The organism is Streptomyces sp. MNU76 (assembly GCF_020982545.1).
In the GTDB taxonomy this organism is placed as follows: Bacteria; Actinomycetota; Actinomycetes; order Streptomycetales; family Streptomycetaceae; genus Streptomyces.
Window position 1 is genome coordinate 1,247,914 of sequence record NZ_JAJKLK010000001.1, and the last position, 26,129, is coordinate 1,274,042.

Annotated in this window: 22 protein-coding genes, 1 pseudogene and 1 riboswitch; of the genes and pseudogenes, 16 read left to right on the forward strand and 7 right to left on the reverse strand. The window is 70.5% G+C overall.

Annotated elements, in window-relative coordinates; genetic code table 11:
- Positions 1 to 112: 112 nt before the first annotated feature.
- Entirely contained in the window at positions 113 to 1,495 is a 1,383-nt protein-coding gene (locus tag E4N62_RS05375) for a cysteine desulfurase/sulfurtransferase TusA family protein (RefSeq protein ID WP_230212148.1), read from the reverse strand.
- A 281-nt stretch (positions 1,496 to 1,776) separates the two neighbouring features.
- Between E4N62_RS05375 and coxB the strand changes: the two genes are divergently transcribed.
- The 4 genes from coxB (at position 1,777) to E4N62_RS05395 (ending at position 6,258) form a co-directional block, all read left to right on the forward strand.
- Positions 1,777 to 2,736, forward strand: coding sequence for a cytochrome c oxidase subunit II (coxB, locus tag E4N62_RS05380; protein WP_230212149.1), 960 nt, complete (start codon positions 1,777 to 1,779; stop codon positions 2,734 to 2,736).
- A complete protein-coding gene (gene ctaD, locus E4N62_RS05385) occupies positions 2,733 to 4,472 on the forward strand; it encodes a cytochrome c oxidase subunit I (RefSeq protein WP_230212150.1) in 1,740 nt (579 codons plus the stop codon). Before coxB ends, ctaD begins: the two co-directional genes overlap by 4 nt.
- Entirely contained in the window at positions 4,469 to 4,867 is a 399-nt protein-coding gene (locus E4N62_RS05390) for a cytochrome c oxidase subunit 4 (protein ID WP_033528182.1), read from the forward strand. Before ctaD ends, E4N62_RS05390 begins: the two co-directional genes overlap by 4 nt.
- Before the next feature lie 143 nt (positions 4,868 to 5,010).
- On the forward strand, positions 5,011 to 6,258 hold the full coding sequence (locus E4N62_RS05395) for an Ig-like domain-containing protein (protein ID WP_230212151.1): 1,248 nt from the start codon (positions 5,011 to 5,013) through the stop codon (positions 6,256 to 6,258).
- Positions 6,259 to 6,451: 193 nt separating this feature from the next.
- Here the strand turns inward: E4N62_RS05395 and E4N62_RS05400 are convergent, their stop codons facing one another.
- Complete coding sequence (locus E4N62_RS05400) at positions 6,452 to 6,853, reverse strand: hypothetical protein (RefSeq protein WP_230212152.1); 402 nt, start codon at positions 6,851 to 6,853, stop codon at positions 6,452 to 6,454.
- 145 nt (positions 6,854 to 6,998) lie between these two features.
- Between E4N62_RS05400 and E4N62_RS05405 the strand changes: the two genes are divergently transcribed.
- The 6 genes from E4N62_RS05405 (at position 6,999) to E4N62_RS05430 (ending at position 14,298) form a co-directional block, all read left to right on the forward strand.
- Positions 6,999 to 7,619 carry a heme-copper oxidase subunit III gene (locus E4N62_RS05405; RefSeq protein ID WP_230212153.1) on the forward strand — a complete coding sequence of 207 codons (621 nt, stop codon included), beginning with the start codon at positions 6,999 to 7,001 and terminating at the stop codon, positions 7,617 to 7,619.
- A 97-nt stretch (positions 7,620 to 7,716) separates the two neighbouring features.
- The gene (locus E4N62_RS05410) at positions 7,717 to 8,526 is read left to right on the forward strand and encodes a c-type cytochrome (RefSeq protein ID WP_220649383.1); all 810 of its coding nucleotides are present in this window, start codon (positions 7,717 to 7,719) and stop codon (positions 8,524 to 8,526) included.
- A complete protein-coding gene (locus E4N62_RS05415; protein ID WP_230212154.1) occupies positions 8,523 to 9,581 on the forward strand; it encodes a ubiquinol-cytochrome c reductase iron-sulfur subunit in 1,059 nt (352 codons plus the stop codon). The genes E4N62_RS05410 and E4N62_RS05415 overlap by 4 nt, the downstream gene beginning before the upstream one ends.
- Positions 9,578 to 11,218, forward strand: coding sequence for a cytochrome bc complex cytochrome b subunit (locus E4N62_RS05420; RefSeq protein ID WP_230212156.1), 1,641 nt, complete (start codon positions 9,578 to 9,580; stop codon positions 11,216 to 11,218). The genes E4N62_RS05415 and E4N62_RS05420 overlap by 4 nt, the downstream gene beginning before the upstream one ends.
- A 154-nt stretch (positions 11,219 to 11,372) precedes the next feature.
- On the forward strand, positions 11,373 to 12,437 hold the full coding sequence (gene trpD / locus E4N62_RS05425; protein ID WP_230212158.1) for an anthranilate phosphoribosyltransferase: 1,065 nt from the start codon (positions 11,373 to 11,375) through the stop codon (positions 12,435 to 12,437).
- A gap of 256 nt (positions 12,438 to 12,693) precedes the next feature.
- A riboswitch (SAM riboswitch) is annotated at positions 12,694 to 12,809 on the forward strand.
- 127 nt (positions 12,810 to 12,936) lie between these two features.
- Positions 12,937 to 14,298 carry an aminotransferase class V-fold PLP-dependent enzyme gene (locus tag E4N62_RS05430; protein ID WP_230212161.1) on the forward strand — a complete coding sequence of 454 codons (1,362 nt, stop codon included), beginning with the start codon at positions 12,937 to 12,939 and terminating at the stop codon, positions 14,296 to 14,298.
- Here E4N62_RS05430 and E4N62_RS05435 read toward each other — a convergent pair.
- From E4N62_RS05435 to E4N62_RS05450, 4 genes are all read right to left on the reverse strand, one after another.
- Positions 14,259 to 15,620 carry a glycerate kinase gene (locus tag E4N62_RS05435; RefSeq protein WP_230212468.1) on the reverse strand — a complete coding sequence of 454 codons (1,362 nt, stop codon included), beginning with the start codon at positions 15,618 to 15,620 and terminating at the stop codon, positions 14,259 to 14,261. The two genes, E4N62_RS05430 and E4N62_RS05435, sit on opposite strands and share 40 nt — an antisense overlap.
- A gap of 346 nt (positions 15,621 to 15,966) precedes the next feature.
- A complete protein-coding gene (locus tag E4N62_RS05440) occupies positions 15,967 to 16,257 on the reverse strand; it encodes a small secreted hydrophilic protein (protein WP_230212163.1) in 291 nt (96 codons plus the stop codon).
- 83 nt (positions 16,258 to 16,340) lie between these two features.
- Positions 16,341 to 16,622, reverse strand: coding sequence for an Lrp/AsnC family transcriptional regulator (locus tag E4N62_RS05445; protein ID WP_033528170.1), 282 nt, complete (start codon positions 16,620 to 16,622; stop codon positions 16,341 to 16,343).
- A complete protein-coding gene (locus E4N62_RS05450) occupies positions 16,619 to 17,374 on the reverse strand; it encodes a rhomboid family intramembrane serine protease (protein ID WP_230212165.1) in 756 nt (251 codons plus the stop codon). Before E4N62_RS05450 ends, E4N62_RS05445 begins: the two co-directional genes overlap by 4 nt.
- Positions 17,375 to 17,571: 197 nt before the next feature.
- Here E4N62_RS05450 and E4N62_RS05455 point away from each other — a divergent pair, with 197 nt between their 5' ends.
- From E4N62_RS05455 to E4N62_RS05475, 5 genes and pseudogenes are all read left to right on the forward strand, one after another.
- On the forward strand, positions 17,572 to 17,811 hold the full coding sequence (locus tag E4N62_RS05455) for a hypothetical protein (protein WP_033528168.1): 240 nt from the start codon (positions 17,572 to 17,574) through the stop codon (positions 17,809 to 17,811).
- Between the two features lie 71 nt (positions 17,812 to 17,882).
- Entirely contained in the window at positions 17,883 to 19,226 is a 1,344-nt protein-coding gene (locus E4N62_RS05460) for an NYN domain-containing protein (RefSeq protein WP_230212167.1), read from the forward strand.
- 268 nt (positions 19,227 to 19,494) lie between these two features.
- The gene (locus E4N62_RS05465; RefSeq protein WP_230212170.1) at positions 19,495 to 20,532 is read left to right on the forward strand and encodes a C40 family peptidase; all 1,038 of its coding nucleotides are present in this window, start codon (positions 19,495 to 19,497) and stop codon (positions 20,530 to 20,532) included.
- A 311-nt stretch (positions 20,533 to 20,843) separates the two neighbouring features.
- Positions 20,844 to 21,875 (forward strand): NlpC/P60 family protein, encoded by a 1,032-nt coding sequence (locus E4N62_RS05470; protein ID WP_230212172.1) that lies wholly within the window; start codon positions 20,844 to 20,846, stop codon positions 21,873 to 21,875.
- Between the two features lie 144 nt (positions 21,876 to 22,019).
- Positions 22,020 to 23,279: pseudogene (locus E4N62_RS05475) on the forward strand (hypothetical protein); the annotation flags it as partial.
- Positions 23,280 to 23,539: 260 nt separating this feature from the next.
- Here E4N62_RS05475 and E4N62_RS05480 read toward each other — a convergent pair.
- Positions 23,540 to 24,772: a glycosyltransferase 87 family protein gene (locus E4N62_RS05480; RefSeq protein WP_230212470.1), complete on the reverse strand. Its 1,233-nt coding sequence runs from the start codon at positions 24,770 to 24,772 to the stop codon at positions 23,540 to 23,542.
- Positions 24,773 to 24,967: 195 nt separating this feature from the next.
- Between E4N62_RS05480 and E4N62_RS05485 the strand changes: the two genes are divergently transcribed.
- Positions 24,968 to 26,110, forward strand: a complete 1,143-nt coding sequence (locus tag E4N62_RS05485) for a glycosyltransferase family 4 protein (protein ID WP_230212174.1) — start codon at positions 24,968 to 24,970, stop codon at positions 26,108 to 26,110.
- Positions 26,111 to 26,129: the final 19 nt, after the last annotated feature.

The window sequence follows — 26,129 nt, forward strand, 5'->3', positions numbered from 1 at the left end:
CCGCGGGTCCGATGTGGCTGGTCGCGCCCACGCGGCGGAGCCGCATAGAAGACACAGCCCCGCGCCCCTGAAGAGAGGCCTGCGGCCTCATCTCAGGGGCGCGGGGCGCCCGTCAGCTCACCCGGCGCACCACGTACGCCGCGCCCCGCTCCACCGGCTCCTCGCCCACATACTCCTGGCCCCGCATCTCGCACCACGCCGGGATGTCCAGGCGGGCCGCCTCGTCGTCCGACAGGACGCGGACGGTGCCGCCGACGGGGATGTCCCCGATCACCTTGGCCAGCTCGATGACGGGGACCGGGCACCGCTTGCCGAGGGCGTCCACGACGAGGGTGTCCTCCTGGACGGCCGTGACGGTGCCGGTCACCGGCGCCCCCAGCTTCTCCCGTACGGTCGCGACCGTCCCCGGCAGCACGGACAGGAACCGCTCGACGTCCTCGGCCGCCGCCCCGGCCGGCAGCGACACCCGGACGTTCCCCTCGCTCAGCACCCCCATGGCGCGCAGCACATGGCTCGGCGTCAGCGTGCTGCTCGTGCAGGAGGACCCGGAGGAGACGGAGAAGCCCTCGCGGTCCAGCTCGTGCAGCAATGTCTCCCCATCGACATAGAGACAGGAGAAGGTGACGATCCCCGGCAGCCGGCGCTCCGGGTCGCCCACCACCTCCACGTCCGGCACCAGCGAGGGCACCCGCGCCCGGATCCGCTCCGTCAACTCCCGCAGCCGCACGGCCTCCTCGTCGGCCCCGGCCCGTACGGCCCGCAGCGACGCGGCGGCCGCCACGATCGCCGGGATGTTCTCGAAGCCCGCCGCCCGCCCCGACTCCCGCTCGTCGGCGGGCCCATGCGCCACGAACCGCACCCCCTTGCGGACGACGAGCAGCCCGACTCCGGAGGGTCCGCCCCATTTGTGGGCACTGCCGGTCAACACCGACCAGTCCCCGTTCACCCGCCCCCATCCGAGCGACTGCGCCGCGTCCACCAGCAGCGGCACGCCCGCCGCCCGGCAGGCATCCGCCACCTCGGCCACCGGCTGCTCGGTTCCCACCTCGTGGTTGGCCGACTGCAGACACGCGAGCGCCGTGTCGGGGCGCAGGGCCTCGGCGTAGGAGGACACGGCGACCGACCCCGTGCGGGCCACCGCCACCCGGGTGACCGTCCCGCCGTCGGCCTCGTGCGCCTCCGCCGTGTGCAGCACCGAAGAGTGTTCGACCGACGACACGATCAGGTGGCGGCCCACCCGTCGCCGCCCGGCCAGCACCCCCGCGATCCCCGAGTGCACCGCCCGGGTCCCCGACGAGGTGAAGGCCAGTTCGTCCGCCCGGCATCCGACCGCCTCGGCCGCGGCCTCCCGGGCGGCGTCGAGCAACAGCCGGGCCCGCCGCCCCTCCCGGTACAACCGCGCGGGATCGGCCCACCCTTCGTCCAGCGAGGCCATCAGCGCCTGCCGAGCGACGGGATGAAGGGGAGCGGAGGAAGCGGAGTCGAAGTAGGCCACACCTCAACGCTAAAGCCTCGGGCCGGCAGCAAAGGGGCGCGGGGAACCGCGCGAACGGCCACAACGCTCGCGCACCCGCCAAATCACCCGAACCCCCGAGCTATTAGGCGCTCGGCATGACCCGCGGAGTGTTGGGCCCCCCTCCCCGCGCGACCCCAAAACGCGTCCAGTAGGGTTTGGTCCGCATAAACATCCAAACCCCTGCCCGTCGCAGGGCGGCGACCGACCAGCGAGAAGGCCGCAGCCATACCGCGCGGGCGAGACTCTCGGGAAGGCGCTACGTGAGTCCCAACGGCTCCGACCGCTCGCCGCGGCGCCCGATGCGGCGGAAGCTGCTGCAGGCAATGACCGCAGGCCTGGTCCTGGCAACCGCAACCGGTTGCACATGGGAGGACTTCCCCCGCCTGGGTATGCCCACCCCGACCACGGAAGAGGCTCCGCGGATCCTCTCCCTGTGGCAGGGGTCGTGGGCGGCCGCGCTCGCCACGGGCGTGCTGGTGTGGGGCCTGATCCTGTGGAGTGCTTTCTTCCACCGGCGCAGCCGCACCAAGGTCGAAGTTCCCCCACAGACCCGGTACAACATGCCCATCGAGGCGCTGTACACGGTCGTCCCGCTGATCATCGTCTCGGTGCTCTTCTACTTCACCGCCCGCGACGAGTCGAAGCTCCTCGACACGTCGAAGAAGCCCGACCTCACGGTCAACGTGGTCGGCTTCCAGTGGAGCTGGTGCTTCAACTACATCGAGAACGTCGAAGGCTCCACCGGCGACGCGAAGACCGACGAGAACCTGGCAGCGGTTCCCACCAAGTGGAAGAACCAGTTCCCGGACAACGCGGGCGGCGTCTACAGCTGCGGCATCCCCGGCGACAAGAACCCGCAGACCGGCAACCCCGGCCCCACCCTGTGGCTGCCCGAGGGCAAGACGGTCCGCTTCGTGCTGACCTCGCGTGACGTCATCCACTCCTTCTGGGTCGTGCCGTTCCTGATGAAGCAGGACGTCATCCCGGGCCACACCAACGTGTTCCAGGTGACGCCCAATCAGGAGGGCACCTTCCTCGGCAAGTGCGCCGAGCTGTGCGGCGTCGACCACTCCCGGATGCTCTTCAACGTGAAGGTCGTCTCCCAGGAGCGGTACGAGCAGCACCTGAAGGAGCTGGCCGAGAAGGGCCAGACCGGTTATGTCCCGGCGGGCATCGAGCAGACGCAGCACGAGAAGGACCGGGAGGTGAACCAGCTGTGAGCATCGTCAACGAACCCCAGGGCACCGCCGCAGACGAGGGCTCGTACGAGGACGAGCTGCCCGTCCGGCGCAAGCAGCCCGGCAACGTGGTGGTGAAGTGGCTGACCACCACCGACCACAAGACCATCGGCACCCTGTACCTGGTCACGTCGTTCGCGTTCTTCTGCATCGGCGGCGTCATGGCGCTCTTCATGCGCGCCGAGCTCGCCCGCCCGGGTACGCAGATCATGTCGAACGAGCAGTTCAACCAGGCGTTCACGATGCACGGCACGATCATGCTGCTGATGTTCGCGACGCCGCTGTTCGCCGGATTCGCCAACTGGATCATGCCGCTGCAGATCGGCGCGCCCGACGTGGCGTTCCCGCGGCTGAACATGTTCGCGTACTGGCTGTACCTCTTCGGCTCGCTCATCGCGGTCGGTGGCTTCCTCACCCCGCAGGGCGCGGCCGACTTCGGCTGGTTCGCCTACAGCCCGCTGTCGGACGCGGTCCGCAGCCCGGGCATCGGCGCCGACATGTGGATCATGGGTCTGGCCTTCTCCGGCTTCGGCACGATCCTCGGCTCGGTCAACTTCATCACCACGATCATCTGCATGCGCGCGCCCGGCATGACGATGTTCCGCATGCCGATCTTCACCTGGAACGTGCTGCTGACCGGTGTCCTGGTCCTGCTCGCCTTCCCGGTCCTCGCGGCCGCGCTGTTCGCCCTGGAGGCGGACCGCAAGTTCGGCGCGCACATCTTCGACCCGGCCAACGGCGGAGCGCTGCTCTGGCAACACCTCTTCTGGTTCTTCGGTCATCCAGAGGTGTACATCATCGCCCTGCCGTTCTTCGGCATCATCTCCGAGGTCATCCCGGTCTTCTCCCGCAAGCCGATGTTCGGCTACATGGGCCTGATCGGCGCGACCATCGCGATCGCCGGCCTCTCGGTGACGGTGTGGGCGCACCACATGTACGTCACCGGTGGTGTGCTGCTGCCGTTCTTCTCCTTCATGACGTTCCTCATCGCCGTACCGACCGGCGTGAAGTTCTTCAACTGGATCGGCACGATGTGGAAGGGCTCGCTGTCCTTCGAGACACCGATGCTCTGGGCGACCGGCTTCCTGATCACCTTCACCTTCGGTGGTCTGACCGGTGTCATCCTGGCCTCGCCTCCGATGGACTTCCACGTCTCCGACTCGTACTTCGTGGTGGCGCACTTCCACTACGTCGTCTTCGGCACCGTGGTGTTCGCGATGTTCTCCGGCTTCCACTTCTGGTGGCCGAAGATGACGGGCAAGATGCTCGACGAGCGTCTCGGCAAGATCACCTTCTGGACGCTGTTCATCGGCTTCCACGGCACCTTCCTCGTCCAGCACTGGCTGGGCGCGGAGGGCATGCCGCGCCGGTACGCGGACTACCTCGCGGCCGACGGCTTCACCGCGCTCAACACGATCTCCACGATCGCCTCGTTCGTGCTCGGTCTGTCGATCCTGCCGTTCCTCTACAACGTGTGGAAGACCGCCAAGTACGGCAAGCCCGTCGGCGTGGACGACCCGTGGGGCTACGGCCGCTCCCTGGAGTGGGCGACCTCCTGCCCGCCGCCGCGGCACAACTTCCTCACCCTGCCGCGGATCCGCAGTGAATCCCCGGCGTTCGACCTGCACCACCCGGAGATCGCCGCGCTCGAACAGCTCGCGCACGGCGGCCCGGCGGCAGGCGAGCTCGCTGCCAGCGGCAAGGAGGCCGGCAAGTGAAGGTCCAAGGCAAGATGTTCATCTGGCTGAGCGTCTTCGTCCTCGCCATGGCGATCGTCTATGGCGTGTGGTCGAAGGAGCCGGCCGGCACCACGGCGCTCTTCCTGGCCTTCGGCCTGTGCATCATGGTCGGCTACTACCTGGCCTTCACGGCCCGGCGGGTCGACGTGGGCGCGCAGGACGACAAGGAGGCCGACGTCGCGGACGACGCCGGTGAGCTGGGCTTCTTCAGCCCGCACAGCTGGCAGCCCCTCGCCCTGGGCGTGGGTGGCGCGCTCGCCTTCATGGGCGTCGTCTTCGGCTGGTGGCTGCTGTACTTCTCCACCCCGATCATCCTGATCGGTCTGTGGGGCTGGGTCTTCGAGTACTACCGCGGCGAGAACCAGAACCAGTAGCACGCGCCTGTAGCACGCACCGCGCGCACGGAAGCCCGGACACTCCGAGTGGAGGTCCGGGCTTCCCCCTTTCGCCACGCCGCGCGTAGCCCACTCGGCTCACCCGACGCGCCACGCCCGCCGGCCGTTCCTACGTTGAACCCATGAACACCTCACCCCGTAACCGCACGGTCGTCAGCGGCGCCCTGCTGGTGGTCTCCCTGGGAGCGGGCGTCAGCGCCTGCGGTTCCGGTGGCCACCCCCTCTCGGGCACGCCGTACGACGCGGCCGACCACGTCTCCTTCAACACCCCCTCCGGCGACGGCGAGAAGGCCGACCCGGACAAGCCGCTGGAAGTCACCGCCAAGGACGACGGACGCATCACCGACGTCACCGCCGTGGACGCCGCTGGACGCTATGTGGCGGGCGAACTCTCCGAGGACGGGGGTCGCTGGCGCTCCACGTCACCGCTCGCCGCCAACGCCCGCTACACGGTCCACGTGAGCACCGAGGACGAGGACGGCGCCCCCGGCCGTGAGACCGTCGCCTTCGACACCGGCCGCCCGCTCACCAAGAAGCGCCTGAACGTCACCTTCGGACCGAAGGAGGGCCGGTACGGCGTCGGCCAGCCCGTCACCGCCGAGCTCAGTCGGCCGGTCAAGGACAAGGCCGCCCGGTCCGTCGTCGAACGGGCGCTCAAGGTGGACTCCACGCCCGCCGCGGAGGGCGCCTGGCACTGGGTGGACGACAAGAAGCTGCACTACCGGCCCAAGGAGTACTGGCCGGCCGAGGCCACGATCCGGGTGCACAGCAACCTGGAGGGCCTCAAGATAGGCGACCGGCTCTGGGGCGGGAAGGCCGAGCCGATCCAGCTGACCACCGGCGCCAAGATAGTCGCCGTCACGGACGCCGCCGCGCACCAGATGACCGTCTACAAGAACGACGAGGTCGTCAAGCGGATACCGGTCACCACCGGCATGCCCGGCTACGACACCCGCAACGGCGTCAAGGTGGTACTGGCCAAGGAAGGCACCGTTCGCATGACCAGCGCCAGCATAGGCGCGTCCGACTTCTACGACCTGACCGTGCACCACTCCGTCAGGGTCACCAACAGCGGCGAGTACGTCCACGCCGCCCCCTGGTCCACCGGCTCCCAGGGGTACGCCAACGTCAGCCACGGCTGCACCGGCATGAGCATGGACAACGCCCAGTGGTTCTACGACACCATCAACGAGGGCGACATCGTCGAGGTCGTCAACTCCGCCGGTGACACCATGGCCCCCTTCGGCAACGGCTACGGCGACTGGAACCTCGACTGGAAGAACTGGCGCGAGGGCAGCGCCCTGGTGGGCGGCACGAAGGAAGTACCCGGACCCCAGGTGCAGGCTCGCCTGAGGCCCGAGTCCGTGTAGGCGAGATCTAGGGCCTGTCGTTCGGATCACGCCTGGGCCGCGGGGCTTGGTGCGCACATCTGCGGCGTTGTCGTCAGTTGCCAACGCTCCGCGTTGACGCCCTCCTCCGCCTTGCAGCTGCACGTACCAAGCCCCGCTCACCGGCAGCCGTCAGGCGCCGTCGCCCGAAGCCGGCGTGATCCAAACGACAGACCTAGGCGCTCAGCGCCTGCCGGTTGCGGAGCAGGGAGGCCAGCGCCGCCGCGAACTCCACCGGCTCCACCGGCAGGGTCACCGCCGCGTCCGCCCGGCTCCACGTGGCGAGCCACGCGTCCTGCGGCCGCCCGATGAGCACCAGCGCCGGCGGGCACTCGAAGATCTCGTCCTTGATCTGCCGGCACACCCCCATGCCCCCCATGGGCACGGCCTCGCCGTCGAGGACACAGACGTCGATCCCGCCCCTGTCCAGCTCCTTGATGACGGCGGCGGGGGTCGCACACTCGATGAACTCCACGGCCGGCACGTCCGGAGCGGGGCGGCGCCCGGTCGCGAGCCGCACCTGCTCCCGGGTGTTGGAGTCGTCGCTGTAGACCAGCACCGTGGCGGTCGGCTGCATTGTTCCTCCGTGACGTCAGCGTCTTAGGGACAGGGCCCGATGCGCGGATGCTACTCCCTCGAACCCCACGTCAGCACCGGTACGGAAGGGAGCAACACTCCGAACGGCACCCCCCGGAGTGAGGGCGGGATAAGCGACCGACATAATGTCGGTCGTGGCGACAGCAACGACAGTAGAAACCGGGCACGCGCACCCGTCGGTCAACCGGCCGAACCTCACCAGCGTCGGAACCATCATCTGGTTGAGTTCCGAGCTGATGTTCTTCGCGGCCCTCTTCGCGATGTACTTCACCCTGCGATCGGTGACCGGTCCGGAGTTCTGGTCGGAGAAGGCCGACACCCTGAACTTCCCGTTCTCGGCGACGAACACCACGATCCTGGTGCTCTCCTCCCTCACCTGCCAGCTCGGCGTGTTCGCCGCCGAGCGCGGGGATGTGAAGAAGCTCCGGATGTGGTTCATCGTCACGTTCGTGATGGGTGCGGTCTTCATCGGCGGTCAGGTCTTCGAATACACCGAGCTGGTCAAGCACGAGGGCCTGTCGCTCTCGTCCGACCCGTACGGCTCGGTCTTCTACCTGACCACCGGCTTCCACGGCCTGCACGTGACGGGCGGTCTCATCGCCTTCCTGCTGGTCCTCGGACGCACCTACGCGGCCAAGAGGTTCACCCACGAGCAGGCGACCGCGGCCATCGTCGTGTCCTACTACTGGCACTTCGTCGATGTCGTCTGGATCGGCCTCTTCGCCACGATCTACATGATCAAGTAGATCGGCGGCCGGGCCGGGCGACTGACGCGCCCGCCTCGCACCGAGAACGACCCTTCCAGAAGCACCGACGCAGAAGATCCTGACACCGGGGTAATCCGTGAAAAAGCTCTCCGCACGACGACGCCATCCGCTGGCGGCGCTCGTCGTCCTAACCATCGCGCTGGCGGCCTGCGCGGGGCTGTACACCGCCTTCGCGCCCGCGGACAAGGCGGTGGCCGAAGAAACCGCGCAGACCCTCACCATCGAGGAGGGCAAGAAGCTCTACGCCGTCGGCTGCGCGAGTTGCCACGGCACCGGCGGTCAGGGCACCTCCGACGGTCCCAGCCTCGTGGGTGTGGGCGCGGCGGCCGTCGACTTCCAGGTCGGCACCGGCCGTATGCCGGCCCAGCAGCCGGGCGCGCAGGTCCCGAAGAAGCCGGTCGTCTACTCGCAGGCCGAGATCGACCAGCTCGCGGCGTACATCGCCTCCCTGGGCGCCGGCCCGGAGATCCCGACCGAGAACGAGTACGACCCCGAGGGCGCGGACATCGCCGAGGGCGGCGAACTCTTCCGGACCAACTGCGCTCAGTGCCACAACTTCACCGGCAAGGGTGGTGCGCTGTCCGAGGGCAAGTACGCGCCGTCCCTTGAGGGTGTCGACCCGAAGCACATCTACGAGGCCATGCAGACGGGCCCGCAGAACATGCCGTCCTTCCCCGACACCACGCTGTCGGAGGAGAACAAGAAGGACATCATCGCGTACCTCGACGCGGTCAACAGCGACGACACCGTGGAGCCCGGTGGCCTCAGCCTCGGCGGGCTCGGCCCGGTCAGCGAAGGCCTCTTCGGCTGGGTGTTCGGGCTCGGCTCGCTGATCGCCGTCGCCGTGTGGGTCGCCGCTCGGACCGCAAAGGCCAAGAAGTCATGAGTAGCCAAAAGATTCCAGAAGAGAACCTGCCCGTAGAGCAGGACGACGCGCACGGCGCGGTCGCGGTCGCGGACGAGGAGAACCCCTTCGCGGACCCGGGCCTGCCGCCCCACGAGCACCGGGTGCAGGACATCGACGAGCGGGCCGCCAAGCGGTCCGAGCGCACGGTCGCCCTGCTGTTCACGGTGTCGATGCTGTCGACTGTCGGCTTCATCGCCTCCTACGTGGCGATCCCCGTCGACAAGGCGATCTACGTCTGGCCGATCGGGCACATCAGCGCACTGAACTTCGCGCTGGGGCTCACCCTCGGGCTGGCCCTGTTCTGCATCGGCGCGGGCGCGGTCCACTGGGCCCGCACGCTGATGTCGGACGTGGAGATCGCCGACGAGCGTCACCCGATCGAGGCCGCCCCCGAGGTCAAGGCCAAGGTGTTGGCCGACTTCAAGCAGGGTGCCAAGGAGTCCGCGCTCGGCCGGCGCAAGCTGATCCGCAACACGATGTTCGGCGCGCTGGCCCTGTTCCCGCTCTCCGGCGTCGTCCTGCTGCGCGACCTCGGTCCGCTGCCGGGCACCAAGCTGCGGCACACCCAGTGGGCCAAGGGCAAGAAGCTCATCAACATGAACACCATGGAGCCGCTGCGTCCCTCCGACGTCGCGGTCGGGTCGCTGACCTTCGCCATGCCGGAAGGCCTGGACGAGCACGACCACGACTTCCAGAAGAACATCGCCAAGGACGCCCTGATGATCGTTCGGATCCAGCCGAACGACATCAAGGACAAGCAGTCACTGGAGTGGTCGCACGAGGGCATCCTCGCGTACTCGAAGATCTGTACCCACGTGGGGTGCCCGATCTCCCTGTACGAGCAGCAGACGCACCATGCCCTCTGCCCCTGCCACCAGTCCACCTTCGACCTCGCCGATGGCGCCCGAGTGATCTTCGGTCCTGCGGGGCACGCCCTGCCGCAGCTGCACATCACCGTCGGTGAAGACGGCTACCTCGAAGCCGTGAGCGACTTCGACGAGCCCGTCGGCCCTGCCTTCTGGGAGCGCGGATGAGCACCACGACCAGCACCGAAGCGCGCGACCCGCGCGGCAAGGCACCGGCCGGCGAGCGCGTCGCCGACTGGGCCGACGGCAGGCTCGGGATCTACTCCCTGGCCAAGGCCAACATGCGCAAGATCTTCCCCGACCACTGGTCGTTCATGTTGGGCGAGATCTGCCTGTACAGCTTCATCATCATCATCCTCACGGGTGTGTACCTGACCCTGTTCTTCCACCCGTCGATGAACGAGGTGGAGTACCACGGCAGCTACGTCCCGCTGCAGGGCCAGCTGATGTCCGAGGCGTTCAACTCGACCATGCACATCTCCTTCGAGGTGCGCGGTGGTCTGCTGATCCGGCAGATCCACCACTGGGCGGCTCTGATCTTCCTCGCCGGCATGTTCGTGCACATGATGCGTGTGTTCTTCACGGGCGCGTTCCGCAAGCCGCGTGAGGTCAACTGGCTGTTCGGCTTCCTGCTGTTCGTCCTCGGCATGTTCACCGGCTTCACCGGTTACTCGCTCCCGGACGACCTGCTCTCCGGCACCGGTGTCCGCTTCATGGAGGGCGCTGTCCTGTCCGTGCCGATCGTCGGCACGTACCTGTCGTTCTTCCTCTTCGGCGGGGAGTTCCCGGGCGGCGACTTCGTGGCCCGCTTCTACTCGGTCCACATCCTGCTGCTGCCGGGCATCATGCTCGGCCTCGTGGTGGCGCACCTGATCCTGGTCTTCTACCACAAGCACACCCAGTTCGCGGGTCCCGGAAAGACGAACAACAACGTCGTCGGCATGCCGCTGCTCCCCGTGTACATGGCGAAGGCCGGCGGTTTCTTCTTCCTGGTCTTCGGTGTCATCGCGGCCATCTCGGCGATCGCCACGATCAACCCGATCTGGAACATCGGCCCCTACCGTCCGGACCAGGTGTCGACCGGCGCCCAGCCCGACTGGTACATGGGCTTCTCCGAGGGGCTGATCCGTGTCATGCCGGGCTGGGAGATCAACTTCTGGGGTCACACGCTCGTCCTGGGCGTGTTCATTCCGCTGGTGATCTTCCCGCTGGTGCTGGCCGCGATCGCGGTCTACCCCTTCATCGAGTCCTGGGTCACCGGCGACAAGCGCGAGCACCACATCCTGGACCGCCCGCGCAACGCGCCGACACGGACCGGTTTCGGTGTCGCCTGGATCACCTGGTACATGGTCCTGCTGATCGGTGGTGGAAACGACCTCTGGGCGACCCACTTCCACCTGTCGATCAACGCCATCACCTGGTTCGTCCGGATCGCGTTCTTCGTGGCCCCGGTCCTCGCGTTCATCATCACCAAGCGCATCTGCCTCGGCCTGCAGCGCCGCGACAAGGACAAGATCCTGCACGGTCGCGAGACCGGCATCATCAAGCGCCTGCCGCACGGTGAGTTCATCGAGGTCCACGAGCCGCTCAGCCAGGAGCAGCTGCACACGCTCACGGCGCACGAGCAGTACAAGCCGGCCGAGCTCGGCCCCGCGGTCGACGAGAACGGTGTCGCCCGCAAGGTGTCGCGCCTGGAGAAGGTCCGCGTCAAGCTGAACCGGGGTTACTACGGCGAGGACAGCCAGATCGCCAAGCCCACCGTCGAGGAGTACAAGGAGATCACGAGCGGCCACGGCCACCACTGATCGCTTCGCTTCGCCACACACGGTCGAAGGGCCCCCGTCCGATCTTCGGACGGGGGCCCTTCGCCGTGCCCCGACCTGGATAGGGTGGGCGTATCAGTGATTTCGCGGTCCGCGTGGCACCCCCTGCCCGCGGCTACGACACCCAGGAGCGGCTATGAGCGCTGTGACCCCCGCTGGAGGCGACACCGCGGCGGGCCGTTCCTGGCCCGCCGTGCTGAACGCGCTGCTGTCCGGGCACGACCAGGACGCCGGTGCCACCTTCTGGGCGATGGACCAGATCATGCGCGGTGAGGCGACGGACGCGCAGATCGCCGGGTTCGTGGTCGCGCTGCGGGCCAAGGGGGAGACCGTCGAGGAGATCACCGGTCTCGTCGAGGCGCTGTACGAGCACGCCAAGGTGATCGAGGTGTCGGGGAGGACCGTCGACATCGTCGGTACGGGCGGGGACGGCGCCAAGACGGTCAACATCTCCACGATGTCGTCGATCGTCGTCGCCGGTACGGGCGCGAAGGTCGTCAAGCACGGCAACCGGGCCGCGTCGTCGGCGTCCGGGGCGTCCGACGTGCTGGAGAAACTGGGCGTCAATCTGGAGCTGACGCCGCAGCGGGTCGCCGAGGTCGCCGAGGAGGCCGGGATCACCTTCTGCTTCGCGGTGAAGTTCCATCCGGCGCTGCGCCATGTGGCCGCCGCGCGGGGGCAGTTGGGCATCAGGACCGTCTTCAACGCGCTCGGTCCGCTGGCCAACCCTGCGAAGGTGCGGGCCCAGGCGGTCGGTGTGGCCGACCCCCGGATGGCGCCGATCATGGCCGGGGTCTTCGCCGAGCGCGGCAACTCCTCCCTGGTCTTCCGCGGGGACGACGGGCTGGACGAGCTGACGACCACGGCGACGTCGCGGGTGTGGGTCGTGCGGGACGGCAAGGTGACCGAGGAGGGCTTCGACCCGCGTGACGTGGGGTTGGAGCTGGTGCCGGTGGAGGCGCTGCGGGGGGCCGACGCGTCCTACAACGCGGATGTCGCGCGGCGGTTGCTGGCCGGGGAGACGGGGCCCGTGCGGGATGCGGTGCTGCTGAACTCGGCTGCGGCGCTGGTGGCGTTGGAGCCGACGTCCGGGTCGCTGGCGGAGCAGTTGCGGGGCGGGATGGAGAAGGCGGCGGAGTCGATCGATTCCGGGTCGGCGCGGCGGGTCCTCGAGCGGTGGGTCGCGGCGACGAACCGGTAGGACGAACAGGTGGTTGGTCGGGTACGGGTGGGTGGGGGCTGGTCGCGCAGTTCCCCGCGCCCCTAAGGCCTACGGCCCTTCGGGCCGAAAAGCACGGGACGCAGCCCCTGCTTTTCAGGGGCGCGGGGAACTGCGCGAGAAGCCCACCGGACCCGCACCCGCCGACGAATCCGCGCCCCCGAGCTATGAGGCGCCCCATCCCGCCATCCGGACACAAGTTGCGGCGCGACGATCACTTCACGTACGTTCTGGTTCAGGTCATGAGTGACAGCCCATAGCCCCGGCTGGCTGTCCGGCAACCCTCCGTCCGTGGCGGGGTGCCCCGGGTGAAGACCGGGTCGTAGGCAGCGAGGTCTACGGCAAGCGCGGTTTCGAGGGAGTCTCCCGTGAGCAAGCGAATGCGATAGGGACGCCGAGCCCCGCCTCCGCGCACCCCTTTCTCTTCTTTCTCCTCCTCCGTATGCCTTCCTTCGGCATGCCTCCTCACGGGAGTACCCCCATGTCTGTCTCCACCCTTGCCGCCGACCAGTCCGTTTGTGCCCCGCTGCCCGTTCTGGGCCGGGATGTCACCGTCCCGCTCGTCACCGGCGGCGAAGTCACCTACGCCGCGCTCGACTACGCGGCCAGCGCCCCGGCCCTGCAGCGCGTCTGGGACGACGTGGCGGCGTACGCGCCCTACTACGGCAGCGTCCACCGTGGCGCCGGCTACCTCTCCCAGCTGTCGACCGACCTCTTCGAGAACGCCCGCAGGACCGTCGCGGAGTTCCTCGACTGCCGCGCCGACGACCAGCTGATCTTCACCCGTTCGACGACGGACTCGCTGAACCTGCTGGCCCAGGCGCTCCCCGCCGACTGCCAGGTCTTCGTCTTCGAGACCGAGCACCACGCCTCGCTGCTGCCCTGGCGGAACGCGAGGGTCACCTACCTGGACGCGCCCCGCACGCCGAGGGAGGCCGTCGCCACCCTGGAGGCCGCCCTCGCCGACCGCGACCCGCACGGGCCGGCGCTGGTCTGCGTCACCGGCGCCTCCAACGTCACCGGTGAGATCTGGCCGGTGCGGGAGCTGGCCGCCGCCGCGCACGCGCACGGCGCGCGGATCGTCCTCGACGCCGCCCAGCTGGCCCCCCACCACCCCCTCTCCGTGCAGGAGTTGGACGTGGACTGGGTCGCCTTCTCCGGCCACAAGCTGTACGCGCCCTTCGGTTCGGGTGTCCTCGCCGGCCGCGCCGACTGGTTGCGCGCGGCGGACCCTTACCTCGCGGGCGGCGGCGCCAGCCGCAAGGTGACCCGGCGCACCGACGGCGGTGTGGACGTCGAGTGGCACGAGACCGCCGCCCGGCACGAGGCCGGTTCGCCCAACGTCATCGGCGCCTACTCCATCGCCTCCGCCTGCAAGGCGCTCACCGAGGCCGGGTTCGACACCCTGGTCGCCCGTGAGCGGCACCTGATCGACACCGTGCGCGCCGGGCTCGCCGACGTGCCCGAGGTGCGGATCCTCTCCCTCTTCGGGGACGACGCCCCGCGCGTCGGCGTCATCTCCTTCGTCGTCGAGGGCTGGAACAGCTCCCACTTCGCCGCCGCCCTCTCCGCCGAGTACGGCATCGGCGTACGCGACGGCCTCTTCTGCGCCCACCCCCTCGTCCGCACCCTCCTCGGCAGTGACCCGCAGACCCAGGGCGAGTGCGGCGCCCCCGAGGCCGCGCCCGGCGAGCGCTCCCTGAACGCGATCCGGGTGAGCTTCGGCGCGGGCACCCCCGACGAGCACGTGGAGCGGTTCGTGGGCGCGGTGAAGGAGCTCGTACGGGACGGCGCGCAGTGGAACTACCGTACGGAGGACGGGCGTTGCGTTCCGGCCGTCTGAAGGTCGGCCGTCTGAAGGTCGGGCGTCTGAAGGTCGGCCGTCTGAAGGTCGGCCGTCTGAAGGTCGGCCGTCTGAAGGTCGGCCGTCTGAAGGTCGGCCGTCTGAAGGTCGGCCGTCTGAAGGTCGGGCGTCCGGTCGCCCGCCGTCACCCGTGCGCCCAGGACGATCATCCGCAGGGCCCGTTCCGTGGCGTCGGCGAGGAGTTCGCTCACGCGGAGCATGGCCTCCGTGAGGGCCATCGGGGCGGGCAGGATGCCGGTGTACGCGTCCACGCCGGGCACCTCGCGCGCGCCCTCGCCGAGGGTGCCCGCGAGGGCGAGGACCGGGCGGCCGTGCAGCTTGGCACGCCGGGCGACCTCGGCGGGGACCTTGCCGCGCGGTGTCTGGTGGTCGAGGGCGCCCTCGGCGGTGATGACCAGGTCGGCGCGGGCGAGTCGGGCGTCGAGGTCCAGGTGGCCCAGCAGCACCTCGAAGCGGGGGAGCGGCCGGGCGCCCAGGGCGGCCAGTCCGGCCCCGAGGCCGCCGGAGGCGCCGGTGCCGGGGCCGTACCGGAGATCGGCGCCGGCCGGCACGTCGGGGAGGTCGCGGGTGAGGACGTACGCCCAGGTCTCCAGGGCCGTGGAGAGCTCTTCGACCTGCTCCGGTGTCGCCCCCTTCTGCGGGCCGAAGACCCGGGCCACGCCTCGCTCGCCGCACAGCACGTTGAACGGGTTGCAGGCCACCAGCAGCTCCACGTCCTTCAGACGGGGGTCGAGACGGGTCGGGTCGATCCGGTCCAGACGGGTCAACTCTCGCCCGCCCGCAGGTAGTTCGAGGCCGTCGGCGTCCAGGAGGCGCGCTCCCAGCGCCTGGAGGGCACCGGCCCCGCCGTCCGACGTACCGGAGTCGCCGCAGCCGATCAGGATCCGCCCCACGCCGGTGTCGAGCACGGCACGGATCAACTCGCCGACGCCGTACGTGGTCGTCGCGCCGGGGTCGCGCAGTGCGGTCGGGACGAGGGAGAGGCCCGCGACGGCGGCCATCTCCACCACGGCCGTGTCCGTCATGGCCGTGTCCGTCACGCCCGGGGCGGGGGAGCCGAGGAGGGCGAAGTGGGTGTCGACCGGTTCGCCGACCGGGCCCGTGGCGAACCGGGGGACCAGGCGGCCTCCGGTGGAGGCGGCCAGCGCGGCTGCCGTGCCCTCGCCCCCGTCCACCAGGGGGATGAGGTCCACCTCGGCCTCGGGGACCACCCGGCGGACGCCTTCCGCGATGGCTTCGGCGGCGGCCTCGGCCGACAGGAAGATCTTCCGCTGGGCGACGGTGTCCTTGTACAGCGGCAGCGCGACGGCGATCTCCCGCTGCTGTCTGAGCCATCGGGGGGACTGCCCGGGCCGGCCGACGAGTCCGATCAGTTCCTCGTGGACGTCGGCGTTCTGCCGTTGCAGGAAGACGGTCAGCAGTCGGGCCGGCTCGGTGAAGGGCCGTCCGGTCTCCGGATCGACGCCCTCCTCCTGGAGGTTGGTGAACTCCCCGGCCTCCTGGACCAGCAGTTCGTCGACCCGCTGGTCCACGTCCCGCAGGAGGATCGACCGCGTGGTCGTCGCCACCGAGGCGAGCGCCACGGTCATCACGAGCAGCAGCCACAGCAGGATCCGGACCCGGGCCGAGACCCGCCCGCGCGGTCGGTCAGCCGTCGTCACCGGGGCCGTCGTCGGCGTCGTCCCGGCCGTCCTGCTCGGCGTCGTCATCGTCGTCACTCGCGGAACTGTCGGTCACCGGGGGCCGCGAAACGACCTCGTCACGGGGCGTCGCCTCCGGCCGTGACGGGGTGGGACCGGGAGACCCGCTCTCCAGCTCCACCTTGGAGGGCACCTTCGGCGGCTGCGGGCTGTCGGTCAGGGCGAAACTGGTCGCGGCGATCCCGAGCGGAATCGCCACGACGGCGGCGAGAGCCGCGCTCCGGCGGGAGAAGACCATGGGGACGATCCTGCGGAAGGGACCCGTCGGCGCGGATGAGGGCGAGATGCGGACTTCTTCATCTCGGGGCGGCTCGCGGGTGCTCAGCCGTCCAGACCGATGGCGAACGCGGCCTCCAGGTCGTGCTGCGAATACGTCCGGAACGCCACGTGCGTGTCGGTGCCCAGCACACCCGGGATCTTGCTGATGGACCCGGGGATCACATCGGCCAGGTCGTCGTGGGCCTTCACCCGGACCATGGCGACCAGGTCGTAGGTACCGGTCACCGAGAACACCTCGCTCACGGACTCGAGGGCGGCGATCGACTCCGCGATCTCCGGGATCCGGTCCACGCTGGTCTTGATGAGCACGATCGCGGTGATCACGGCTGTTTCTCTCCCTCGGGGGCCGGAGCTGGGACGTCCGACGGAACATCCACGGGCGCTTTCACTCTAGCCCCACGCCCGTAGCGCCCCCACGCGTAGGCGAACCCCAGTCCGAACCCCACCAGGTGTGCCAGATAGGCGACCCCCGGCCCCGAGGTCTGCCGGCCCGCGGCCAGCCACTGCAGGCTCACCCAGAACGGCAGGGTGACCCACGCCGGGAAACGCAGCGGAAGAAAGAAGAGGAAGGGCAGGAGGCTCGTCACCCGCGCCCTGGGGAACAGGAACAGAAACGCGCCGAGGACCGCGGAGATCGCCCCCGACGCGCCGACCAGCGACTGCGGGGACCCGGCGTGCGCCGCCGCGTACGCCACCAGCGCGACATAGCCGCAGCCCACGTAGAAGAGGGCGAACTCCACATGGCCCATGCGCTCCTCGGCCATCGCCCCGAAGACGAAGAGGAAGAGCATGTTGCCGAGGAGATGCAGCCAGCTGCCGTGGACGAAGAGCGCCGTGAGGGGCGTGAGCGCCGCGCGCCCGGTGCCGTGGAACAGCTCGACCGGGACGACACCCCAGCGCCGGAAGTACGCCCGCTGCGCGGCGAGCAGCTCGTCCCCGGCGCCGTACACGGGGTTGAGGCCCGCCGCCGGTCCGATCAGGAAGAGCGCACAGCACACGGCGATCAGCCCGTACGTCACCGGCGCCGACTCGTTTCGTACGGTCCGGGCGGCCGAGGTGCTCCACTTGCCGATCATGAGCAGAGCATGACGTAACGGGACCCACCCGCACAGACCGCCTCGCCGCCGACGGCGATCGGCCCCGCCCCCGCGGGCAATCCGCGGCGCCACCGCAGGCGAACAGGCGTCCAGGACCGGTCAGGCCGTAGGGTTACGAGCCACACGCACCGGGACGCCGGTGTTACACGGAGACGGAAGAAGGAAGAGCAGCCACGATGACGGTTCCCCTGCCGACGGACACCACCCGCTGGCGCTGCACGCTCTGTGGCAACCTCACGCGGTTCGACGTGACCCGCTCGTCGAAGGTCGTCGAGTACGTTCACCTCGATCTCGCCGGGAAGCCCGAGGTCGAGGAGCGCAACGTGGTCAGTGAGACCATCGAGTCGGTCCGTTGCCGCTGGTGCAACGCCGTGGACCAGGTGGAACTCGTCGACAGGCCGGGCGCCGGCTCCTGAGGATGGGGGTCCCCCCGCCCCGGCGACGCCGGAAGCGGGGGACGGCCCCGCGAAGAGATGGGGTGTGACGGATGGTGGAGAGCTCAGGCGGGGGGCCGGGCGACGGCGCCGCTGAGGTGCTCGACCGTCCGCTGCCCGAGGGCGTCCGCAAGCGCGTCGTGCAGATCGTCTCCGACGGGTTCGGCGGACTGACCGTCGCCGAACTGCCCGCCCAGCTCAGACAGTACGCCCGGTTCGCCCCGAACCGCCGGGTCAAGTTCGCCGGGAACGCCATGGCGGCCGCCGTGGAGAGCGACACGCTCTTCAGACAGCGGATCGGGGAGCGGTTCCGGGAGACCCATCCGGAGCTGGCCGGCGCCCTCGACACGGGTGCGCCGCCCCCGGCCGCGGATCCGTTGGACGTGGCGGCCGCGGCCTATGTGCTGCGCCCCACGGGCTGGGTGAAGCTGGTCGCCGCCGCCGGTGAGGAGGCGCTGCGGGCCGACGCCGAGCGCGCCGACGAGGAGAGCCGGGCCGAGCTGGAGCGGCTGCGTGAGCAGCTCGCCGAGGCCCGCGGCCACACGAAGACCGAGACGGAACGGCTGCGCGCGGAGCTGGAATCGGCCAAGAAGGACGCCGACTCGCTGCACCGCAAGCTCCGGGCCGCCCTCAGCGACGTCAAGCGCGGCGAGGCCGCCCTGCGCAAGCTGCACGCCGAGATGGAGACCCTGCGCGCCGAGAGCCACGCCCAGGTGTCGGCAGCCGAGAGCGAGACCCGGCGGCTCAAGGCCCGGCTCGGCGAGGCGGAGGCCGCTCTGGAGGCCACCCGGCGGGCCGCCCGCGAGGGCCGCAGCGTCGAGGACATGCGGGTACGGCTGCTGCTGGACACCGTGCTGGACGCGGCCCAGGGCCTCAGACGCGAACTGGCACTGCCGCCGGTCTCCGTACGGCCCGCCGAGACCGTCGACGCGGTCGAGCCGGGCCGGATGACCCCGAAGGACATCGCCGCCCGCGCGCTGTCGGAGAACGACCCGGCGATCCTGGACCAGTTGCTGGCGCTGCCGCAGGCGCACCTCGTCGTCGACGGCTACAACGTCACCAAGACCGGCTATCCGCAGATGCCGCTGGAGAAGCAGCGGCTGCGGCTCCTCGGCCAGCTCTCCCAGCTCGCCGCGCAGACCGGAGCCGAGGTGACCTGTGTCTTCGACGGAGCGGAGCTGGCCGCGCCGGTGCTGCTCGCGCCGCCGCGCGGCGTGCGGGTGCTGTTCTCCAAACCGGGTGTCACCGCCGACGAGTTGATCCGCCAGCTGGTGCGCGCCGAACCCCCCGGTCGGCCGGTCATCGTCGTCTCCACCGACCGCGAGGTGGCCGACGGGATCGCCAAGGCGGGGGCCCGGCCGGTCGCCTCCGTGGTGCTTCTCAAGCGCCTTTCCTGACCTTTCGATCACTTCGACACCTTGCATCCCAAGTGCAACGTACAGGCGCTATGACCGAATTGACGGAACTGTTGCGCAACGTAGCGTCAACCGAGCGCTACGGGATGTGTGTTGAGTGTAAATTGTGCGCCCTGGGACGGGATTTTTCCTGTGGGGGATTTGAAGTGATCACCGTTGGGTCACTAGGGTCTGGGCTCAAACCTCTGAACGGGTGATCGTCGCCGGAGTCCCCGCCGGTCGGTCGCTCACATGAAGGAGTTCACCTACCGTGGCGTCCCACCGTCGACCCAAGCAGCCGAGCCGTACGCGTGTGACCGTGCTCACCACCGCTGCCGCCGCTGCCGTGGCCCTGACCTCGCAGGCTGCCAACGCCGCCCCCGGCGAGAAGCCGAGCAAGGACGACGTCCAGGCCAAGGTCCACAAGCTCTACGAGGACGCCGGGCGGGCCACCGACAAGCTCAACGGGGCCGAGGAGAAGCAGGAGAAGCTCGAAAAAGAGATCTCCACGATCCAGGACAACGTCGCCAAGGGGCAGGAGGAGCTCAACGAGCTCCGGGAGGGCATAGGCCTGGCGGCCAGCGCCCAGTACCGCTCCGGTGGCATCGACTCCTCGATCCAGCTCTTCCTCTCCGCCGACCCGGACGACTACCTGGACAAGGCCGCCACGCTCGACCAGCTGACCGGTCAGCAGGTCGAGGCGCTCAAGAAGATCCAGGAGAAGCAGCGCACGCTCGCGCAGCAGCGCCAGGAGGCCACGGAGAAGCTGGAGGACCTCGCGGACACCCGCGAGACCCTGGCGGACAAGAAGAAGGAAGTCCAGAGCAAGCTGGCCGCCGCGCAGAAGCTCCTCAACACCCTGACGGCCGAGGAGAAGGCCGCCCTGGACGAGCAGGAGACCCGCGCCAGCCGCGACGCCGGGGACCGCGTCGAACTCGGCAACGAGGCGCCCGCCTCCAGCTACGGCGCCGCCGCCCTCGCCGCCGCCGACACCCAGGTCGGCAAGCCCTACGTCTCCGGTGGCAGCGGCCCCAACTCCTACGACTGCTCCGGGCTGACCCAGTGGGCCTACGCCCAGGCCGGTGTCTCGATCTCCCGGACCACGTACACGCAGCAGAACGACGGCACGAAGATCGGCCGCGACCAGCTCAAGCCGGGCGACCTGGTGTTCTTCAACGACCTCGGACACGTCGGCCTCTACGCGGGCAACGGCATGGTCCTGCACTCCCCCTACCCGGGCACGGTCGTGCGCTACGAGTCGATGAGCACCATCGGCAGCTTCCAGTTCGGTGTCCGCGTCGTCGGCTGACACCTGCTCCGCCTCGAACAGGGCCGACCGTCACACAGTGTGACGGTCGGCCCTGTTCTGCTTCAAGATCAGGACACAGAGCCGCCCGAACGGGCGAATTCCCGCACCTCGTGCTGACCCCTTCCCCCGCTGGTGACCTGGGTCCCAGGCCGGACGTCACGCTGTGTTGCCGCGGAGGTCTTTGGCTGGGAGACCGTCACGCGGCTACTGTCGGCCGCGCTTCCCTCACCCGCCGTGAGCGCACCCCTTCCGCGGGGCGACTTCCGGCGCGGGGAGTGCCCTGTCCACCGTCGAAGGGAGTGCGGCTTCCCGTGGTGTCCCACAGTCGCCTTGTACCGTCCGGGTTCGACCGGGGCGCGGCCGCCGCCCTCGGTGTGCTGTCCGCCGCTGCCGCCGCCCTCGGCGCCATCCCCGTCCAGCAGGCCGCCGCCGCGCCGCACGACACCACCCGCGCCGAAGTGGACCGGTTGTACGAGGAGGCCGAGAAAGCCACCGAGGCGTACAACAAGGCCGACGAGCGCGCCGACGAGCTGCGTGAGCAGGTCGGCACCGCACAGGACTCGATCGCCCGGCAGCAGGACCGCATCAACACCATGCGGGAGTCGCTGGGTTCGCTCGCCGGCGCACAGTACCGCTCCGGCGCCCTCGACCCGTCGATCACCCTGCTGTTCTCCGAGAACCCCGACGACTACCTCGACCGGGCGTCCGCCCTGGACCGCATCAGCGCCCAGCAGGCGGGCGAACTCCACGACCTCCAGCAGGCCATGCGCGACCTCAACCAGAACCGCGCGGAGGCCGGCGGCAAGCTGACCGAGCTGGAGAAGAGCCGCAAGGCCGTCGCCCAGCACAAGCGGACCGTGGAGGGCAAGCTCGCGGCCGCCCGGCAGCTGCTCAACTCCCTCCCGGACGAGGAGCGCGCCGAGTACGAACGCGCCTCCCGCTCCACCGCCTCGGGCCGCACGGACATGCCCGACCCCGCCGGCGCCGTCGCCCCCAACGGCCGAGCGGCCGCCGCCGTCGCCGCGGCCCGCTCCGCCCTCGGCAAGCCGTACGTGTGGGGGTCCACCGGTCCCGACGGCTTCGACTGCTCCGGTCTCATGGTCTGGTCGTACGGCCAGGCGGGCGTCGGCCTGCCGCGCACCTCGCAGGCCCAGCGGTACGCCGGCACGCAGGTCCCACTCTCCCAGGCGCAGCCCGGCGACCTGGTCACCTACCGGCCCGACGCCAGCCATGTCGGCATGTACGTCGGCAACGGGCAGGTCATCCACGCCCCCTACCCGGGCGCCCCGGTCCGCTACGACCCCGTCGCTATGATGCCGATCGCCTCGGTCACGCGCCCCTGAGCGCCGCTCCGGTCCCCGGCCGCGACAGGGCGACGGCGGCCGGGAGCCGCACGTCGCCGCGGCAGTCGCCCCCGTGCCGCCGTACCCGGGCTGGGACCGGCCGACCCTGCCGGACGGCGCCTGGGTCCCCGTACGATCGGGAACGTGGCTGGTCGAAGGCGCGCGACGCGTTCCCGGTCCGGGTCGGGGGTCCGGCACGGGCTCCCGGGACGCGGAGGTGTTCCCTCGGCGGTCGCCCTCGCCCTCGCCGTCCTCGTCGGCTGCGGCGGCGACGCGGAACCCGACGCCGCCCGCGCCGACGTCGAGCGGATGCTCGACCGGCGGGCCACGGCGGTCCTGGAACGGGACGGCGCGGCCTACCGCGCCACCGAGGCGCCGACCTCCCCGGTCGCCGGTCAACTGGCCACCGGGGCGGCCGAGTTCGCCAACCTCCGCCGCCTTCCGCTGTCCTCCTGGTCCTACGACCTCAACTCCTTCCGCCGCTCCGGCGACCGGGCCACCGCCGAGGCGGCCCTGCGCTACCGGATCCGCGGCTACGACGAGTCGCCCGTCACCGCCGTACGGACCCTGACCCTCGTCCGGGACGACGACGGGGCGTGGCGGGTGGCCGCCGACGAGCCCTCGAAGAAGGGCACCGAACAGCTCTGGGAACAGGGGCGGATCGTCGCGGTACGCGGGAGCGGAGCCTCGTGCTGGGGGTCGGGCGGTCGGCGGACGCCCTGCGGGGTACGCGGCGCTGGCGGACCGGGCCGTGCCCGCCGTGACGGAGGCGTGGGGGAGGACTGGGCGCGGCGGGTCGTGGTCGTCGTACCGGAGTCGCTGGACGAGATGGCGGGGCTGTTGGGGCGCCCGCGGCCGGGTACCGGGGATCGCGGCGGTCACGACAGGGGAGGTGGGGGTTCGGCGAAGGCGCCGGCGGACCGGATCGTGGTCAATCCCGACGCCTACGCGGTCCTCGGTGACTTCGGCAAGCAGGTCGTCCTCACCCACGAGACGACCCATGTCGCCACGCGCGCCCACACCAACGCCGCGACGCCGCTGTGGCTCTCCGAGGGCTACGCGGACTGGGTCGGCTACCGGGGCACGGGGCGCGCGGCGTCCGATGTCGCGCCCGAGCTGCAGCGGGCGGTGGGGGAGGGACGGTTGCCTGCGGCGCTCCCCGCCGACGAGGACTTCGGCTTCGCCGACGACTCCGGGAAGCTCGCGCAGGCCTACGAGAGCGGGTGGCTGGCGTGCCGTCTGATCGCCGACCGGTGGGGTGAGGTGCGGTTGGACGAGTTCTACCGGGCGGTGGGTGCGCGTGGGGAGCGGGAGGGTGCGGTGGAAGGGGCGCTGGAGGAGGTGCTGGGGACGACGGTGGAGGGGTTCACGGGGAGTGGAGGGTATGCGCGGGCGCAGCTGGGGGAGGGTGAGGGGTGGGGAGGGTGGTTGGGGGTGCGTTGTCGGGTGCGGGTCCGGTGGGGGCTGGTCGCGCAGTTCCCCGAGCCCCTGAAGCACGGGCTGCGCCCGTGCTTTTCATCCCGCGGCCCCGTCTCTTCCAGGCCCGCAGAGTTGTGGTCCTTCAGGCCCGCAGGGGCCTGTTCCTTGAGGGGCGCGGGGAACTGCGCGACCAGCCCCCACCCACCCGCACCCGACAACGAACCCTCCGCGCCCCGGCCAACCCCTCACGAACCCAGCGGCTCCCTCGTACGAGTGGCCCGGCCCGGGTGGGGCTCAGGGGCAGCCCCGCGCACCGTGTCCTGCCACAGCACGCACGCGGCGCGCACCGCCGCCAGGACCAGCAGCCCGTTGCGGACGAACAGGAGCGTCACCCCCAGCCAGTCGCTCGCCACGACATGGCCGAACCAGATCGGGAACTCCAGCACGGTCACGAAGGACGCCACCAGGACCATGCCCCCCGGCAGCCCCATACGGCTCGCCCGGAAGCAGAGACAGACGGCGGCCAGCCCCACCAGCCACACCATGTACTGCGGGCTGATCACCCGACTCGTGGCCGTGAACATCAGCACCCCCACGAACGCCGCGTCCGCGAGCGTGTGCGGCGCGAACCGCCGTGCCCGCACCCGCCACAGCAGCAGCCACGCGAACGCCACCCCGCTGAGCAGCAGGGCCGCGTCGCTGACGACGTCGACGTGCGGGCCGAGGAACTCCACCGAGCCGTAGTTGAGCAGGACCTCCCCGTCCCAGCCGAACTGCCGGGCCACATGGAAGACCAGGGCGCCCAACGACTCCACCTCGGTGCCCCGGTCGCGCTGGAAGGTCAGGAAGGCGAAGGCGCCGGGCATGGCCAGGGCCAGGCCGGCCGCCAGCGTGAGGCCGGTGGCCACCGCCCAGACCCACGCGGCACGCCGACGGGCACCCAGGAGCAGCAGCGCCGGCCACACCTTCAGCAGGGCCGCGAAGGCCGTCAGCGCCCCCATCGCGCGCGGATGGCGGCTGCCGGCCAGGAGAGCCGCGACCGCCACCGCCGTCACCATCACGTCGTACCGGGCGTACACGGTCGGACCGAGCAGGGGCAGGCCCACCACCCACATCCGGGCGCCGCGCCGGCTCCTGCCGGGACGCGCGCCCGCGTGGAGGAGCAGGGCGAGGACCGCCAGGTCGGCGAGGAAGGCGAGGACGAAGAAGGCCGACGCGTAGTCCAGGAAGGGAAGCAGCGCGGGGGAGAGGATCGCGAGGGCGGCGGCGGGCGGGTACTGCCAGGTGACGTCGTTGTGCGGATACGTGCCCGTGCGCAGGGTCTCGTACCAGCCCTGGTAGATCACCGAGACGTCGCCGGTGACGTCCGGCCCGGGGAACACGAACACCTTGAAGACGAACAGCAGCAGGAGCAGCCGGGTCGCGCCCCAGAGTGTGAGCAGCCCGAACGGGAGCCGTCGAGAGCCCGTCATGTCCATCCGCACCACGTGTGTCCCTGTCCCTGTCCGTCCGCGCACCGGTTCGCCGGTGAGGGACATGATCCCCCGCCGGGCTGTGAGACGGCCGTGAGGCCCGGCCGGGCCCGGCGGGCCCTGGTGGGTGGGAACCGCCCCGGGGTGTGGGGATGTGCCTGGCGGCGGTGCGTCCGGGCCCGTTCGGTAGGGTCGGCGGCGATGCACAAGACCCTGATCGTGACCAACGACTTCCCGCCCCGGCCCGGCGGCATCCAGGCGTTCCTGCACAACATGGCGCTGCGGCTGGACCCCGAGCGCCTCGTCGTCTACGCGTCGACGTGGAAGCGCGGCCGCGAGGGCGCCGAGGCGACGGCCGCCTTCGACGCCGAGCAGCCCTTCACCGTCGTACGCGACCGGACGACCATGCTGCTGCCGACGCCCGCCGTCACCCGCCGGGCGGTCTCGCTGCTGCGCGAGCACGGTTGCGCGTCGGTGTGGTTCGGCGCGGCGGCCCCCCTCGGCCTGATGGCCCCCGCGCTGCGCAGGGCGGGCGCCGAGCGGCTGGTGGCCACCACGCACGGCCACGAGGCGGGCTGGGCGCAGCTGCCCGCCGCCCGGCAACTGCTGCGGCGGATCGGCGAGGGCACGGACACGATCACCTACCTGGGCGAGTACACCCGCTCCCGGATCGCCACGGCCCTCACCCCGCAGGCGGCCGGCCGGATGGTCCAACTGCCGCCCGGGGTCGACGAGAAGACCTTCCACCCGGGTTCCGGCGGCGCCGAGGTCCGCGCCCGGCTGGGCCTCACGGACCGCCCGGTCGTCGTCTGTGTCTCCCGGCTCGTGCCGCGCAAGGGGCAGGACACGCTGATCCGCGCGATGCCCGGCATCCTCGCAGCGGAGCCCGAGGCGGTGCTGCTGATCGTCGGCGGCGGACCGTACGAGAAGGAGCTGCGCCGGCTCGCCCGGGAGACCGGGGTCGCCGGGTCCGTGCGCTTCACCGGCGCCGTGCCCTGGTCCGAGCTGCCCGCCCACTACGGCGCAGGCGACGTCTTCGCCATGCCGTGTCGCACCCGCCGGGGTGGCCTGGACGTGGAGGGCCTCGGCATCGTCTATCTGGAGGCCTCGGCCACCGGCCTCCCCGTCGTCGCGGGCGACTCCGGCGGCGCCCCCGACGCCGTGCTCGACGGCGAGACGGGCTGGGTCGTACGGGGCGGTTCCCCGACGGAGGCCGCGGAGCGCGTCACCACCCTCCTCGGCGACCCGGAACTCCGGGCCCGCATGGGGCAGCGGGGACGGGAGTGGGTCGAGGAGAAATGGCGCTGGGATCTGTTGGCGGAACACTTGAAGGCATTGTTGTAGGCAGCCGACCCCTGGGGTG

Excerpts from the sequence above, each read along its gene's own strand:
- E4N62_RS05395 (WP_230212151.1), top strand. The coding sequence starts at position 5,011 with ATGAACACCTCACCCCGTAACCGCACGGTCGTCAGCGGCGCCCTGCTG.
- E4N62_RS05400 (WP_230212152.1), bottom strand. The coding sequence starts at position 6,853 with ATGCAGCCGACCGCCACGGTGCTGGTCTACAGCGACGACTCCAACACC.
- E4N62_RS05405 (WP_230212153.1), top strand. The coding sequence starts at position 6,999 with ATGTCGGTCGTGGCGACAGCAACGACAGTAGAAACCGGGCACGCGCAC.
- E4N62_RS05415 (WP_230212154.1), top strand. The coding sequence starts at position 8,523 with ATGAGTAGCCAAAAGATTCCAGAAGAGAACCTGCCCGTAGAGCAGGAC.
- E4N62_RS05420 (WP_230212156.1), top strand. The coding sequence starts at position 9,578 with ATGAGCACCACGACCAGCACCGAAGCGCGCGACCCGCGCGGCAAGGCA.
- trpD (WP_230212158.1), top strand. The coding sequence starts at position 11,373 with ATGAGCGCTGTGACCCCCGCTGGAGGCGACACCGCGGCGGGCCGTTCC.
- E4N62_RS05430 (WP_230212161.1), top strand. The coding sequence starts at position 12,937 with ATGTCTGTCTCCACCCTTGCCGCCGACCAGTCCGTTTGTGCCCCGCTG.
- E4N62_RS05440 (WP_230212163.1), bottom strand. The coding sequence starts at position 16,257 with ATGGTCTTCTCCCGCCGGAGCGCGGCTCTCGCCGCCGTCGTGGCGATT.
- E4N62_RS05450 (WP_230212165.1), bottom strand. The coding sequence starts at position 17,374 with ATGATCGGCAAGTGGAGCACCTCGGCCGCCCGGACCGTACGAAACGAG.
- E4N62_RS05455 (WP_033528168.1), top strand. The coding sequence starts at position 17,572 with ATGACGGTTCCCCTGCCGACGGACACCACCCGCTGGCGCTGCACGCTC.
- E4N62_RS05460 (WP_230212167.1), top strand. The coding sequence starts at position 17,883 with ATGGTGGAGAGCTCAGGCGGGGGGCCGGGCGACGGCGCCGCTGAGGTG.
- E4N62_RS05480 (WP_230212470.1), bottom strand. The coding sequence starts at position 24,772 with ATGGACATGACGGGCTCTCGACGGCTCCCGTTCGGGCTGCTCACACTC.
- E4N62_RS05485 (WP_230212174.1), top strand. The coding sequence starts at position 24,968 with ATGCACAAGACCCTGATCGTGACCAACGACTTCCCGCCCCGGCCCGGC.